The organism is Rhizobium centroccidentale (genome assembly GCF_030182565.1).
Taxonomy (GTDB): domain Bacteria; phylum Pseudomonadota; class Alphaproteobacteria; order Rhizobiales; family Rhizobiaceae; genus Rhizobium.
In genome coordinates, this window is record NZ_JAQJCG010000020.1 from 59153 (window position 1) to 74112 (window position 14960).

At 61.3% G+C, this 14960-nt stretch carries 14 protein-coding genes; 8 read left to right on the forward strand and 6 right to left on the reverse strand.

What is annotated here, in order from left to right; translation table 11 throughout:
• Window positions 1–14: 14 nt before the first annotated feature.
• The 6 genes from PH562_RS23290 to PH562_RS23315 form a co-directional block, all read right to left on the reverse strand.
• A complete protein-coding gene (locus PH562_RS23290; protein WP_285176072.1) occupies window positions 15–1460 on the reverse strand; it encodes a DHA2 family efflux MFS transporter permease subunit in 1446 nt (481 codons plus the stop codon).
• A 206-nt stretch (window positions 1461–1666) separates the two neighbouring features.
• On the reverse strand, window positions 1667–2548 hold the full coding sequence (locus PH562_RS23295) for a DUF6030 family protein (RefSeq protein WP_285176008.1): 882 nt from the start codon (window positions 2546–2548) through the stop codon (window positions 1667–1669).
• Between the two features lie 242 nt (window positions 2549–2790).
• A complete protein-coding gene (locus tag PH562_RS23300; RefSeq protein ID WP_285176010.1) occupies window positions 2791–3501 on the reverse strand; it encodes a copper homeostasis protein CutC in 711 nt (236 codons plus the stop codon).
• On the reverse strand, window positions 3491–4417 hold the full coding sequence (locus tag PH562_RS23305; protein WP_285176012.1) for an ROK family protein: 927 nt from the start codon (window positions 4415–4417) through the stop codon (window positions 3491–3493). The genes PH562_RS23300 and PH562_RS23305 overlap by 11 nt, the downstream gene beginning before the upstream one ends.
• 102 nt (window positions 4418–4519) lie before the next feature.
• Window positions 4520–5872, reverse strand: a complete 1353-nt coding sequence (locus PH562_RS23310; RefSeq protein ID WP_285176015.1) for an ATP-binding protein — start codon at window positions 5870–5872, stop codon at window positions 4520–4522.
• Window positions 5869–6528, reverse strand: a complete 660-nt coding sequence (locus PH562_RS23315; RefSeq protein WP_285176016.1) for a response regulator — start codon at window positions 6526–6528, stop codon at window positions 5869–5871. Before PH562_RS23315 ends, PH562_RS23310 begins: the two co-directional genes overlap by 4 nt.
• Window positions 6529–6749: 221 nt before the next feature.
• On the opposite strand from PH562_RS23315, the gene PH562_RS23320 reads away from it, so the two are divergent.
• The 8 genes from PH562_RS23320 to PH562_RS23355 all read left to right on the forward strand — a co-directional run bounded on the left by PH562_RS23320 (window position 6750) and on the right by PH562_RS23355 (window position 14959).
• Complete coding sequence (locus PH562_RS23320; protein ID WP_113230873.1) at window positions 6750–7205, forward strand: RbsD/FucU family protein; 456 nt, start codon at window positions 6750–6752, stop codon at window positions 7203–7205.
• Window positions 7206–7264: 59 nt separating this feature from the next.
• On the forward strand, window positions 7265–8218 hold the full coding sequence (locus PH562_RS23325; RefSeq protein WP_285176019.1) for a sugar-binding transcriptional regulator: 954 nt from the start codon (window positions 7265–7267) through the stop codon (window positions 8216–8218).
• 146 nt (window positions 8219–8364) lie between these two features.
• A complete protein-coding gene (locus tag PH562_RS23330; RefSeq protein WP_285176020.1) occupies window positions 8365–9681 on the forward strand; it encodes an ABC transporter substrate-binding protein in 1317 nt (438 codons plus the stop codon).
• 144 nt (window positions 9682–9825) lie between these two features.
• Window positions 9826–10698 (forward strand): carbohydrate ABC transporter permease, encoded by an 873-nt coding sequence (locus PH562_RS23335; RefSeq protein ID WP_113230870.1) that lies wholly within the window; start codon window positions 9826–9828, stop codon window positions 10696–10698.
• A gap of 1 nt (window position 10699) precedes the next feature.
• The gene (locus tag PH562_RS23340) at window positions 10700–11542 is read left to right on the forward strand and encodes a carbohydrate ABC transporter permease (protein WP_075851745.1); all 843 of its coding nucleotides are present in this window, start codon (window positions 10700–10702) and stop codon (window positions 11540–11542) included.
• A gap of 11 nt (window positions 11543–11553) precedes the next feature.
• Window positions 11554–12558, forward strand: coding sequence for an ABC transporter ATP-binding protein (locus PH562_RS23345; protein ID WP_113230868.1), 1005 nt, complete (start codon window positions 11554–11556; stop codon window positions 12556–12558).
• Window positions 12559–12705: 147 nt separating this feature from the next.
• The gene (locus PH562_RS23350) at window positions 12706–14187 is read left to right on the forward strand and encodes a mannitol dehydrogenase family protein (RefSeq protein WP_285176027.1); all 1482 of its coding nucleotides are present in this window, start codon (window positions 12706–12708) and stop codon (window positions 14185–14187) included.
• Between the two features lie 97 nt (window positions 14188–14284).
• A complete protein-coding gene (locus tag PH562_RS23355) occupies window positions 14285–14959 on the forward strand; it encodes an HAD family hydrolase (protein WP_113230866.1) in 675 nt (224 codons plus the stop codon).
• Window position 14960 lies beyond the last annotated feature (1 nt).

Sequence of the window (14960 nt, forward strand, 5' to 3'; positions counted from 1 at the left end):
CCTCTATACCCGTTTTATGTCTTCGGCAGCCGGTGGTGGCCGCTCACCTGCACGCCATCCTCAGGCTGCAACTTCAGGAAGCCGGGTATGCCGAGCAGCGGGATAACCGCCATCAGCAAAAATGCAATGTGGAATTTCTCCGGCGTCAGCGGCGATCCATCCAAGGTCACCAGCCCCAGCAGCATAGCGGCAATGGAGACGCCGAAGCTGACGCTCAATTGCTGCAGCACGCCGCCCAAGCTGGTGGCGCGGCTGAGCTGTGCCGCCGGAGTATCGGAATAGGACAGCGTATTGGACGTCATGAACTGTCCGGCCCGCGCCAGCCCGAAGATGAAAACATAGATGATGATGAACCAGCGCGGCGTGTCGGGTGTGATCAATGCGAAGCCGGCGACGACGGCGGCACCGAACACGGCGCTCCAGGTGAGCATGCGATCGAAGCCATAGAGCTTCAGCAGTTTTGCCGAGACCGGCCGCACGGCAAGCGCGCTCAGGGCGCTGACGAAGGTCAGCGTGCCCGAGACGATCGGGCTCAAGCCGAAGCCGACCTGCAGCATCAGCGGCAGCAGGAAGGGCACGCCATTCAGCCCGACACGACAGATGCCGCCTGCAAGCGTGCCGATGCGGAAGGTGCGCAGCTTGAAGAGGGTGAGATCCACGGCCGGAGATTCCGCTGTTCTGGCATAGCGGATGAAGCCGACCAGCAGCAGGCCGGCGGCGGCAAGCGCGAGGAAGATGGCCCAGACCGGAATTGCAGGGCGGCCGATATTCTCGATGCCGTATTGCAGAAGTACGCAGCCGAGGCCGACCATGACGAAGCCGGGAAAATCGAACTTGATCGTCGCGTCGCGCTCCGTATCCTCGACATAGCGCAGCGCCATGGCCATGCCGATCAGCCCGAAGGGCAGGTTTACCCAGAAGATCCAGCGCCAGGACAGATAGGTCGTCAGGAAGCCGCCGAGCACCGGCCCGATGACAGGTCCCATGACGGCTGGCAGGGTCATGTAGGTCATGGCAGTCACGAGTTGGCTGCGCGGGAAGCTGCGGATGAGGATGAGGCGCCCGACCGGCGTCATCATGGCGCCGCCAAAGCCCTGCAGCGCGCGCGTGGCGATGAGCATCGGCAGGCTGGTCGCCAGGCCGCAGAGGATCGAGCCGATGGTGAAGATGAAGAGGGAAAGCGTGAAGATGCGCCGGGCGCCGAAGCGATCCGCAAACCATCCACTCACCGGAATGAACATGGCGAGCGTCAGAATATAGGTCGTGACAGCCAGATTCATGCGAAGCGGCGTCGTATCGAGGCTCTTGGCGATATCGGGAACGGCGGTAATCAGGATGGTCGAATCCAGCTGCTCCATCAGGAAGGCAACAGCGACCACGGCGGGGATGATGTAGCGCAGGCGGGGATTGCGTTCGACCGCAAAAGTCTGGCCCTGCGGATTGGGATCTATCGAATCCATGAAATGAAATGGCTTTCCAACGTCCGGCGGGGGACCGGCGCGTTTGACGATTTGCATGAATCCCTTCGGAAACCGCCTCGTGCTCTCGGGAAACATGATGCTGGCGGCCGGTGATCCGCCGACCTTCGGAATTGTCGTCTATATGAGCACCATCCATGGCGCGACGCAACAAAAACCGGAGTGCTCGAATGTTGGGGTTGCGGAGTTTAGTTGGTCGATGGGGGAGAGGGCAATGTCCAGCGCGCCTTGTCGAAGACGATCGCGGTGCGGAGCTGCTCCGGCGAGGTTCTGCGCAATTCCAGCTGTAGGTTGAAATTGTTGTCGCTCTGGAATTCCTTGAAAAAGGCAAGCTTGGCGCCGAAAGCTTGCAGCGTCACGTCCTGCAATTTGCCGATCGCCTCGAGCGCCGCTTGAAAGTCCAGCCAATGGGTCTCGTTCAGCAACAGGACGACGGTATCGACAAAGGTGCCGGCAACGGCCTTTCCATCGTCATTGTCAGGCATGATGACCTTGATGCGGATGGTATCGATTTCGCCTGATGGTTTGCCCCTGGCGATGATGAAGAAGGAAGCCGCCTTGGGATCGCCATAGGCGCCCTTCTGGACGGCATAGCTGCACTCCGAAGTGCCGGCGCCCAGCTCGCTTTGCCGCCATTCGCCTACGGACAGGCCGAACTTTTGGAGATCGGCGCAAAGCGTCTGGCCCGATATCCGCCAGCTTCGCACAAAGGCGCTCAGCAGCGCGTCGACAGGCTCGTCCAGCAGATGGGATCGTTTCTTGGGGGACGGCTTGGCGGCGACAGTCGCTGGTTTGACGCGGACGCTGCTGGCTGCCGGGGCTGATGTCTTCGGCGCCGCTGCCGGAGGCGTGGCTGCATGAGATGGCTGCTGTTCCTGCACGGGCGTGGTCGGTGCTGCGGGGTGTTGTTCCGGTTTCAGAAACAGATTGAAGTGATAGCGATCGTCCAGCGCCCGCAGATTGCGCATATCGTTAGCCAGGAGCGCGGTTACGAGGATGATCGAACCGATGACAACGGCGGCAATCCAAAAGACAGCCCTGCTTTTCTTGCGAGGTGACGCCACCGACATGGTTCAGATCACAGCTACTCCCGAGGAAACTTACCTTGCTGCAATAACCGTATGTTGCGCAGCCATGTTCATGGCTACAGCATATGCGTTTATGAACGATTGATCATTCTAATGTTTCTTTGTCAATTCATGATGTTGCTCAAAGCAGACCGCGATCTTGCGCAGCCCGTTTCCGTGTTCCGGACTTCCGGCTTTTGGATGCACTTGTCGCAAAGCTGCTGCCCGTTCCTGTGCAATCTGTTCTAGGCGAAATATGCCTTGAGCGCCTTGACAGTGGCGGCATCCGTGCGGCGGGCCGATGGCGCCGAAAAGCCGAGGGCGATGGCTCGCTCATCGATCTCGGAGAGGGGTGCCGAGCAGGAGGCATGGATCTCGCTGATCTGCAGACGCGGCCATAACTGGCCGACCGTCGCCAGCGTCACGCCGGAGCCGGGCATGATGGAGATGCGGCCGGCGGCGGCTGCAATCGCCTGTTCGAGCACGGCGAGCCCTTCCGCCGCGGTCTTTGCGCCGCCGGAGGTCAGGATGCGCTCGAATCCGAGGGAGATCGCGGCATTGACGGCTTCCTCCACGTCGGGCACCAGATCGAAGGCACGGTGCAGCGTCTTGCCGAGGCCTTCCGCATGGGCGGTGAGAGCCGTAAGCGTATCAACATCGAGTCGCCCATCGGGCAGGGAGGCACCGAGCACCACACCGGGCAAGCCGGCAGCTCGCGCCGTATCGATGTCTTGCTTCATGATATCAAGCTCATCGGCTGAGTAGACGAAGCCGCCGGCACGCGGGCGGATAATGGCGTATGCGGGAACAGGCATCTTCGCCGCAGCGGCCATCAGCCCGGCACTCGGCGTCAATCCGCCAAGAGGAAGCGCGCTGCAAAGCTCGATGCGATCGCCGCCGCCCTCGACGGCGGCCTTGAGGCCGGCAATATCCTCGACGCAGACCTCAAGCAGCATGAGTGCGTTCTCCGGCATACTGCAGGCCCAGCAGGGCGGCGCCGATGAGGCCCGGTTCCAGTTTGCACTCGCTCGGCACGACGAGCGGCCGGCCGAATTTGCGCAGGATGCGGGCACGCACCGCCTCGTCCAGCCTTGCCAGGAGTGGTTCGACGTTGGAGAGGCCGCCACCAACAGGCACGATGGTCGCTCCGGTTATGTTGACGGTGAGGGCGAGCGGCGAGGCGACCAGGTCGACCATGACGTCGATCGTGCGTTCCGCGCGGTCTCCGCCCTTGAGCCATTGGCCGATGATCTCCTCGCTGGAAAGTTCCAGCCCGTGAAGCGTCTTGTGCAGGCGTTCGATGCCGCGCGCGCCGCCGACGGTGTCGACGCAGCCCTTCTGGCCGCAGCCGCAGGCATAGGCGGGAATGACAACAGGCGGATTGCCGGCTGAGGACGCGATGATCGGGCCGTGGCCCCATTCCCCGGCAAAGCCGCCGGCAGCATTGACCAGCCGGCCATCGGCGACAAGGCCGCCGCCGACGCCGGTGCCGAGTATGGCGCCGAAGACGATGCGATGGCCACGGCCCGCGCCGGACATGGCCTCGGCCATGGCGAAGCAATCGGCATCGTTGGCGATCAGCACGGGATAGCCGAGTTCCGCTTTGAGGTCAGCGGCAAGGTGCCGGCCGTGAATGCAGGGAATATTGGCGCAGGTGAGTGTCTGTGTATCGGGATCGACGACGCCGGCGATGGAGAAGGAGAGGCAATCCGGCGTCTCGCCGGCTTCGGCAATCACTTCGCGCAGGGCAGCGACGAATTCGGCGAAATCGTGCCTGGGCGTCGGGCGCCGCGCCAGCGGCACGATATCCGTCACGGAGCGGGCGATGCCGCCTTTGATGGCGCTGCCGCCAATGTCGAAGGAAACGATCATGAATGCCGACCTGCTGGAAACATGGCGCACTTGCTCGCACCCTTTGCCGGTCTTTGCAAGATCAATCCTCTGCGGGGCCAATCCCTGACGGCCAGCGCGTCATCAGCCAGACGGCAGGGTGATCCTGGCTTCAAAGCCATCGGTCCTGCCCGTCGCCGGCGACAGTAGATCGAGATGCCCGCCGATCTGGCCGACGATGCGCTCGACGATCGACAGCCCGAGGCCGGAGCCCGCCGCTTTCGTCTTGCCGCGCCAGAAACGCTTCTTCAGGCCGGCGAGATCATGGGCGGACAGCACGGCGCCGCCATTGACCACGCGGACGGTGCGGTCATCGACGCTGACGGTCACTTCGTCATCGGCCGGGCCGTGGATCAAGGCGTTTTCAATGAGGTTGCGCATCACGATGGCAAATGCGTCGATATCGACGTTGCGGATCAGTTTCTCCGTCGTTTCGTTCTCCAGAAGGACACGGCCCGCAGTGCCGGTATCGCGGTCGTAGTCGCCGATGACGGTTTCGATGATGGCCACGAGATCGGCGGGTTTGTCACCCGTGCCGATCCCGGCCTGGGCGCGGGAAAGCTGCAGCAGCTTTTCGGCCAGCCGGCCGAGATTGGAGAGCGACGTTTCGATGCGGCCGGCGCGTTCCGTCAATTGCCCTTGCGGCAGCTCGGCGATCAGCCTCTGGGTCTGCGCAAGAGCGCCTGCAATCGGGGTGCGCAGCTCATGGGCGCTATTGGCGGTGAATTCGCGCTCGGCTTCCAGCGCCAGGCGCAGGCGCTCCAGCAGCAGATTGACGGAACGGGCGATCGGCTGCAGCTCGAGCGGCAGCGTCTCGCTCACGAGCGGCGCCATGTTGCCGCCATCCTTGGTGGCGATCTCCGAGCGCAGACGGTCGATCGGCCGTAGCGATCGGCCGACGATGACGCCGATGGCGATGATGCTGGCGGGAATGAGGGCCAGCAGCGGCCAGAGCAGGGCGACGCCGCTTTCGCGCGATGCCTCGCGGCGATTCTTGAAGGCGTCGGCGACGTGCAGGAAGATCGTGCCGTCGGCGGAGGATTCGGTGTAGATTCGGTATCGCGACGTATTGTGGAAGCCGATCTTCAGCGGCACGTCATAGGCTGTTGCCGGGGCATCGTGGGAGTGCAGGATGACCTTGCCGTTCCCATCGAGCACCTGATAGGTCAGATATTCACGGTTCAGCCCCTTGTTGAGCTCTTCCAGGCTCTGAGGATCGCCGGAATGGTCGCGGTTGGCGAGATCGTCGAGCACCAGCGGCAAAAGACGCTCGGCGGTTTCCTGCAATGCGCCGTCGAAGGTTTCCGAGAGTTCCTTGTTGACGACGTAGACACCGATACCGACCGCGATCAACCAGAAGACGACGACAGTGCCGGTCAGTGCAGTGATCAGCCGCCGGGTGATGCTGGCACGGCTGGGCTCCTTGTGTTCGGTCATCGCTCACCCAGGCAATAGCCGACGCCGCGGGCCGTCCTTATGCGGTCCTTGCCGATCTTCTTGCGCAGGCGGCTGACATAGACCTCCACCGTGTTGCTCTCGATTTCGGAGCCGAAGGCGTAGAGCGCTTCCTCTATCTTGTCCTTGGAGACGATGGCGCCCGGCCGCGTGATCAGCAGGTCGAGTACGGCCCATTCGCGACCCGTCAGGATCACATCCTTGCCCGCCAGCTTGACGCGGCGTTGCGGCTGGTCGATTTCGAGGTCGTCAAACCGGAGCGTCGGCTGCGGACTGCCGGCATAACGCCGGGCGACCGCCAGGATACGCGCCGTCAATTCGCCGAGGTTGAACGGCTTGACGAGATAATCGTCGGCGCCGCTGTTCAGGCCTTCGATGCGGTCGGAGATCTGATCTCGAGCTGTCAGGATGATGACGGGCGTTTCGTCCGGCTTGCGGCGCAGCCGCTTCAAGAAATCGATGCCGCTGCCATCCGGAAGCTGCAGATCCAGCAGGATGAGGCCGTATTGCACGGCGCTGGTAACCTCTTCCGCATCGGTCAGGTTCCTGATCCAATCCACGGCATGGGGCCCTGCCGCGATATGGTCGCGAACCGCACCGCCGATCGTGTCGTCGTCCTCCACCACAAGAATGCGCACCTGCACCTCTCAACCGTTGAACGTACTTCAGTTAATGCCGACGAACCTATCGGGTCAATAACGGCTGAAATAAGCCGCGGCGCGATGCACAGTTCATGGGTGGAATACCCGCCGAAAACGTTCCCGGCGCCTATGGACAGACAGGAACGCGATGGTTACTTGTTTGCGCGGAGAACGAAGCGGCCGCGAAGTGGCCGCCACAGGCTATCGGAGGATCGTTCATGCTGAAGGGAATTTCGCCGCTGTTGAATGCGGACGTGCTCTATGCGCTTAAATCCATGGGGCATGGCGATATGCTCGCCGTCGTCGATACGAATTTCCCCGCTGAATCGGTGGCAAGCCAGACCGTTCTGGGCGAGCTGCTGCGCATCGACAACGTGTCGTCCGCCGATGCGGTCGCGGCAATCTTGTCCTTGATGCCGCTCGATACCTTCATCGATGATGCGGCGGCTCGCATGGAGGTAGTTGGCGCGCCAGATGAGGTGCCGCAGGTGCAGCGTGAAGTCCAGGCCGTGATCGATAAGGCCGAGGGCAAGCATTGGCCGCTGACGCCGGTCGAGCGTTTTGCCTTCTACGAGCGTGCCAAGGATGCTTTTTGCGTCATTCAGACCGGCGAGCGCCGCTTCTACGGTTGTTTCACCTTGACCAAGGGTGTCATCCCGCCGGAAGCTGAATGATCCGGCGCGGATGGTCCGGATCATCCCGAGTAAGGGCGCTGTTTCGGTAAAGGAAGGCGATGGCGAAGAAGCTGGATTCCCAGGGGCGGCTTGACGATGCGGCGCGGGCAGGATGGCTCTACTACGTCGCCGGCCGGACGCAGGATGAAATCGCCGTGGCGATGGGAATATCCCGGCAGTCGGCGCAGCGTCTCGTGTCGCTGGCCGTCGCTGAACGGCTGATCAAGGTCCGGCTGGACCACCCAATCGCCGCCTGCCTGGAATATGCGGCAGAGCTCAAGAAGAAATTCAACTTGCGGCATGTCGATATCGTCCCGAGCGATCCGGACAGCACGTCCTCCACTATTGGTATCGCCGAGGCCGGTGCCGCCGAAATCGAGCGCTGGCTGCGGCGAGCCGACCCCATCGTGCTGGCGATCGGCACGGGCCGCACGCTAAAGGCTGCGGTCGATCAGCTGCCGGCGATCGAATGTCTGCAGCATCGGGTGGTGTCGCTGACGGGCAATATCGGCCCAGACGGTTCAGCCGCCTACTACAACGTCATCTTCAGCATGGCCGATGTCGTCAAGGCGCGGCATTTTCCGATGCCGCTGCCGGTGCTGGTATCTTCCGCGGAGGAACGCGAGCTCCTGCACGCGCAGGCATTGGTGCGCTCGACGCTGGATATCAGCGCACAGGCCGACGTGACCTTCGTCGGCATCGGCGAGATGGGCGTGGAAGCGCCGCTCTGTCTCGACGGCTTTCTCGAGAGGGACGAGATGCTGGCATTGATGGACCGGGGCGCCGCCGGTGAGATCTGCGGCTGGGTTTTCGATGGCAATGGCGAGCTCATGCCCGATGATGTTAATGAGCGCGTCGCCAGTGCGCCCTTGCCGTCGCGCAATACCTGTAGCGTCATCGGAATCGCCAAGGGCCGACGCAAATTCCAGGCGATCAAGGCGGCCGTCGTCGGTCAGCAGATCAACGGTTTGATCACGGACGAGGCAGTTGCCGAATTTTTGCTCAAGGCGTGAGCAAAAAATTTAACCCGTAAAAACAAAAGGATAGGCTGCTTGCTCGGCAATGCAGCAACGAATCTGCATTGACATTTTGTCGCAAGAAGTGAGTAATTGCCCACGAGCAAAGCGAATGCTCATTTTTAATCTTCTGGGAGGAAGATATGAAATTGAAAACTTTACTGCTGGGCGCCTGCTCGGCTCTGATGTTTGCCGGCCTGGCATCCGCCGAAACCCTCACGATTGCGACGGTCAATAACGGCGACATGGTCCGTATGCAGAAGCTTACGGACGATTTCAAAGCCAAGAACCCCGGTATCGACCTGCAATGGGTCACGCTCGAAGAAAACGTATTGCGCCAGAAGGTTACGACCGACATCGCTACCAAGGCCGGCCAGTACGACGTGCTGACCATCGGCACCTATGAAGTGCCGATCTGGAGCAAGCTCGGCTGGCTTGCCTCGCTCGACAAGCTTTCCGCCGACAAGAACTACGATGTGGATGACCTTCTCCCGGCCATTCGCAGCGGTCTGACGACCGACGGCAAGCTGTACGCAGCACCGTTCTATGGCGAAAGCTCGATGGTCATGTACCGCAAGGACCTGTTCGAGAAGGCCGGCCTGAAGATGCCGGACGCTCCGACCTGGGACTTCGTTGCCGATGCCGCCCGCAAGATCACCGACAAGGATCATGAAGTCTACGGCATCTGCCTTCGCGGCAAGGCAGGCTGGGGCGAAAACATGGCGTTCCTGACGGCGATGTCGAATTCGTTCGGCGCTCGCTGGTTCGACGAAAAGTGGAAGGCACAGTTCGACCAACCGGAATGGAAGGACACGCTCGACTTCTACGTCAAGCTGATGAAGGATGCCGGTCCTCCGGGCGCATCGTCCAACGGCTTCAACGAGAACCTGGCCCTGTTCCAGTCCGGCAAGTGCGGCATGTGGATCGACGCCACCGTTGCTGCCTCCTTCGTTTCCGATCCGAAGGAATCGAAGGTTGCCGACAAGGTCGGCTTCGCTCTGGCTCCGGATAAGGGCCTCGGCAAGCGCGGCAACTGGCTCTGGGCATGGAATCTCGCCATCCCGGCTTCCTCGAAGAAGACCGAAGCGGCGGAGAAGTTCATCTCCTGGGCAACCAGCAAGGACTACACCAACCTGGTCGCACAGAAGGAAGGCTGGCTGAACGCACCTCCCGGCACCCGCACCTCGCTCTATGCAAATGCGGACTACCAGAAGGCAGCGCCTTTCGCCAAGATGACGCTCGACTCGATCAACTCGGCCGATCCCACGCATCCGACCGTCAAGCCGGTTCCCTATGTCGGCGTCCAGTTCGTCGCCATTCCTGAATTCCAGGGCATCGGCACGGCTGTCGGCCAGCAGTTCTCGGCCGCTCTCGCCGGCCAGATCTCCGTCGATCAGGCTCTGAAGGCTGCCCAGCAGCTGACGGAACGCGAAATGAAGAAGGCCGGCTATCCGAAGTAAGGGCCTTCGAAGCTAAGGAAAGCAGCGCCCCCTCTCGAGCGCTGCTTTCCCCTAGGCCGCCGAGCGCCGAACTGCCCTTGGCGGCCCTTTTGTTTCAGCCGGTCCGCGGCCACCCCCTCCTTTAAAGATAGGTCGGTACTTGCCATGGCAACGTTGCACACCCGTTCCACCGCACGCGTCATGATGGCGCCTTCGGTTCTGCTCCTCTTTGCGTGGATGATCGTCCCGCTCGTGATGACGATCTATTTCTCGACGCTGAACTACAATCTTCTGAACCCCGGCACGCATGATTTCCTCGGGTTTCTCAACTACGAATATTTCATCACCGATCCTGCCTTTCTGAGCTCGCTGATCGTGACGCTGCTGCTCGTCGGCGGTGCGTTGCTGATCACCGTCATCGGCGGCATTGCGCTCGCTCTCCTTCTTGATCAGCCGATCTTCGGCCAGGGTATCGTGCGTATGCTGGTGCTTGCGCCCTTCTTCGTGATGCCGACGGTCGCAGCCCTCATCTGGAAGCATATGTTCATGAACCCGGTGAACGGGCTCCTGGCACATCTCTTCCGGTTCTTCGGGCTTGATCCGCTGACCTGGCTGGAGACGGTTCCGCTGCTGTCGATCATCATCATCATCGCGTGGCAGTGGCTGCCTTTCGCAACCCTCATCCTGCTGACGGCCCTGCAGTCGCTGGACGAGGAGCAGAAGGAAGCTGCCGAGATGGATGGCGCCGGACCGATTTCGAAATTCATCTACATCATCCTGCCGCATCTCGCCCGCGCCATCACCGTCGTCATCCTGATCGAGACGATCTTCATGCTGTCGGCTTTCGCCGAGATCCTCGTCACCACCAACGGCGGACCGGGCACGGCGACGACGAATCTGACTTATCTCGTCTATTCGCAGATCGTTCTGTCGCAGGACGTCGGCGGCGCATCGGCGGGCGGCATCATAGCCGTCATCCTCGCCAATATCGTCGCGATCTTTCTGATGCGCGCAGTCGGCAAGAATCTGGAGGCTTGAGATGGCACGCAAAGTCACCACACAACGCAAGATCGTCGTATCGATCGCCGCCTGGATCGTGGCAATTCTCATCTTCTTCCCGATCCTGTGGACGATCCTGACAAGCTTCAAGACGGAAGGCGATGCCATCGCCTCGCCGCCGCAGTTCCTCTTCTTCCACTGGACGCTGGAGAACTATTTCGAGGTGCAGTCGCGCTCGGACTACTTCCTCCACTTCGGCAACTCGGTCATCATCGCCTTCGGTTCGACCATTCTCGGCCTGCTCGTCGCAGTACCCGCCGCCTGGGCCATGGCGTTCTCGCCGACCAAGCGGACCAAGGACGTCCTGATGTGGATGCTGTCGACGAAGATGATGCCGCCGGTCGGCGCCTTCATCCCGATCTACCTGCTGTTCCAGAGCTTCGGCCTCCTGAACAACCAGTTCGCCAGCCGGGTGGGCATGGTCGTCGTGCTGATGCTCATCAACCTGCCGATCATCGTCTGGATGCTCTACACCTACTTCAAGGAAATTCCCGGCGAAATCCTCGAGGCGGCCCGCATGGACGGTGCGACGCTTGCCAAGGAGATCATCTACGTGCTGACGCCGATGGCGATCCCGGGCCTTGCCTCGACGATGCTGCTCAACATCATCCTCGCTTGGAACGAGGCCTTCTGGACGCTCAACCTCTCCGCGGTAGACGCGGCGCCGCTGAGCACCTTCATCGCCTCCTATTCCAGCCCGGAGGGCCTGTTCTATGCCAAGCTTTCGGCGGCATCGACCATGGCGATCGCTCCGATCCTGATCCTCGGCTGGTTCAGCCAGAAGCAACTCGTTCGCGGCCTGACCTTCGGCGCGGTTAAGTAAGGAAGAGAAACATGGGTAGCATTGTTCTCAAGCAAGTTTCCAAGGTCTTCGGCGAAGCCAAGGTCATTCCTTCCATTGATCTTGAGATCGATAACGGCGAGTTCGTCGTCTTCGTCGGCCCGTCGGGCTGTGGCAAATCCACGCTGCTGCGCCTGATCGCCGGCCTCGAAGACGTCTCCGGCGGCCAGATCATGATTGATGGCAAGGACGGCACCAATCTGAAGCCGTCTGAGCGCGGCCTTGCCATGGTATTTCAGTCCTACGCGCTCTATCCGCACATGAGCGTGCGCAAGAACATCGCCTTTCCGCTGAAGATGGCGAACATGCCGCAGGCGGAAATCGACAAGAAGGTCGCGGATGCCGCACGGGTCCTGAACCTGACGGATTATCTGGAGCGCAAGCCGCGCCAGCTTTCCGGCGGTCAGCGCCAGCGTGTTGCCATCGGCCGCGCCATCGTGCGCCAGCCGGCAGCCTTCCTGTTCGACGAGCCTTTGTCGAACCTCGATGCAGCGCTGCGCGTCAACATGCGCCTTGAGATCAGCGAGCTGCATCAGCAGCTGAAGACGACGATGGTCTATGTGACGCACGACCAGGTCGAGGCCATGACCATGGCCGACAAGATCGTCGTGCTCAACCGCGGCAATATCGAGCAGGTGGGCTCGCCGCTGGAGCTCTATCGCAGCCCGCGCAACCTCTTCGTCGCGGGCTTCATCGGCTCGCCGAAGATGAACTTCGTCAAGGGCGCCTATGCCCAGAGCCTCGGCGGCGACACGATCGGCGTCAGGCCGGAACACGTGCTGCTGTCGACCACGTCGGGCGACTGGCAGGGCAAGGTGCTCGTGGCCGAACATCTCGGTTCCGACACTTTCCTGCACATCGACGTTGACGGGATCGGCACGGTAACTGCGCGCGGCTCGGGCGATTTCCCGGCCCGGGCCGGCGATACCGTCTACCTGACACCGGACAAGGCGCATATTCACCGGTTTAACGCCGAAGGGCTGGCGATCTCAGCTTAAAAGCCAAGGCCGTGTGCGCTTGAGCGGGCACGGCCGACGCATCTGCTCCGGTTCGCATCCATCGATCTGCGTGGACCGGTCAAGCATAGCACCGGCGCGGGTTTCCCAGCCACCCGGAGCCAAAGACCTTTCAGAAGGACCAGAGACATGACGTGCAAATTATCGCTCGCAACTCTCCAGCAGGCGGCGGCAAAGGCAGCCATACCTGCTTATGACCGGAAGTCGCTTTCGGCTGGTATCGTGCATTTCGGTGTCGGCAATTTCCATCGTGCCCATCAGGCAATCTATCTCGACGACCTTTTCAATACCGGCGAGGCCCATGACTGGGCGATCATCGGCGCCGGCGTGCTGCCGTCGGATGCGGCCATGCGCGAGAAGCTGGCCGCCCAGGACTTCCTGACGACCGTCGTCGAGCAGGACAACAACCGCACCGCTGCGCGCGTCACCGCGCCCATGATCGACATCCTGCCGGTCGGCGACGCCAAGACCATTATCGCCAAGCTTGCCGATCCCACGATCCGCATCGTCTCGATGACGATCACCGAGGGCGGCTACTTCATCGATGCCTCCGGCAAGTTCAATCCCGCCCATCCGGCGATCGTGGCCGATGGGCAGAACCCGGATGCGCCGAAGACGGTGTTCGGCCTGATCGTCGCCGGTCTGAAGGCGCGGCAGGCTGCCGGCCTGTCGCCCTTCACTGTCATGTCCTGCGACAACATTCCTCACAATGGCGGCGTCACTAAGGCTGCCGTGGTCGGCACGGCACGGCTTTCCGATCCGGTTTTTGCCGACTGGATCGCCGCGAACGTCGCCTTCCCGAACGGTATGGTCGACCGTATCACACCGGCAACTGGTGCGCGTGAAATCGACTTGCTGAAGGACGTTTTCGATATCGAGGACAATTGGCCGGTCTATTGCGAGGAGTTCAAGCAATGGGTGCTGGAAGATAATTTCCCTGCCGGACGGCCGCCGCTGGAAAAGGTAGGCGTCACCTTCGTGCCTGATGTCACACCCTACGAGCACATGAAGATCCGCATCCTCAATGGCGGCCATGCGGCGATCGCCTATCCGGCGGCGCTGATGGATATCCATTTCGTGCATGAAGCCATGGAAGAGCCGCTGATCCGCGCCTTCCTCGCCAAGCTTGAAAACGACGAGATCATCCCCGTCATCCCGCCGGTGCCGAATACTGTGCTTGCCGACTACTTCAAGCTGATCGAGCGGCGTTTCTCCAATCCGAAGATCGCCGATACCATCCCGCGCCTGGCGCAGGACGGCTCGAACCGCCAGCCGAAGTTCATTCTGCCATCGACAGCCGATCGTCTTCGTCGCGGCGAGGATATCGTCGGCCTCGCTCTCGTTTCGGCGCTGTGGTGCCGCTACTTCGCCGGCAAGAGCGACAGCGGCAAGGAGATTGTCTTCAACGATGCCAGCGCCGATCGGCTGCATGAAGCTGCCCTCAAGGCGAAGGACGATCCGAATGTCTTCTTGGTCTTCGACGACATCTTCGGCGATGTCGCCAAGTCGGATCTTTTCCGCAAGCGCTTCGCGCATGCACTGAAAACGCTGTGGGAAAAGGGTACCCGCGTCACCCTGCAGCTATACTTGGACAACAAACTCGCGGAATAATTTCGAGCGGCCGGACCTCTCCTGTTCCGGCCGTGTTCCATTGGCGCGCCGGCATTTCCGGCGGCAGGATAGCAACAGAATTCGGGTTGGATCTGTGATGACGGGTGCGGGAACAGGGCTCGTAATCTTCGATTGCGATGGCGTGCTTGTAGATAGCGAGCCGCTGTCGGTCGGCGTGCTCATCCAGGCGATGCACGATGTCGGTGTCGAGATGAGCGAGGAGGATGTCTATAGCCGCTTCCTCGGCAAGAGCCTGGCGACGCTCGTCGACACGATGCAGACGGAATTCGATGTCTTCATCGATCAGGCATTTCTCGATCGCATCCGCAACGATCTCTACGAGCGTTTCAAGCATGAGCTGAAGCCGATCGACGGTATTGGCGCGACGCTGGATGCGCTTTCGCTGCCGCGCTGCGTCGCCTCGTCTAGCCAGCTGGAGCGCATCCGCCTCTCGCTCGGCGTGACCGGGCTTTTGGACAGGCTGGAGCCGAATATTTTCAGCGCCAGCATGGTCAAGCGCGGCAAGCCCGCGCCGGATCTCTTCCTTTATGCGGCCGAAAAGATGGGTGTCCCGCCGAAGGATTGCATCGTCGTGGAAGATAGCCCGGCGGGCATCACGGCAGCGCGTGCGGCCGGCATGACGGTCTTTGCCTTCACCGGTGGTTCGCATGCCCATTCGCCGAGTTACCGGGCGGAGCTGGAGCAGCTTTCGCCGGAAGTCGTGTTTGACGCGATGCCGGAATTGATACAACTTGTCCGCAACAAGAGATAAG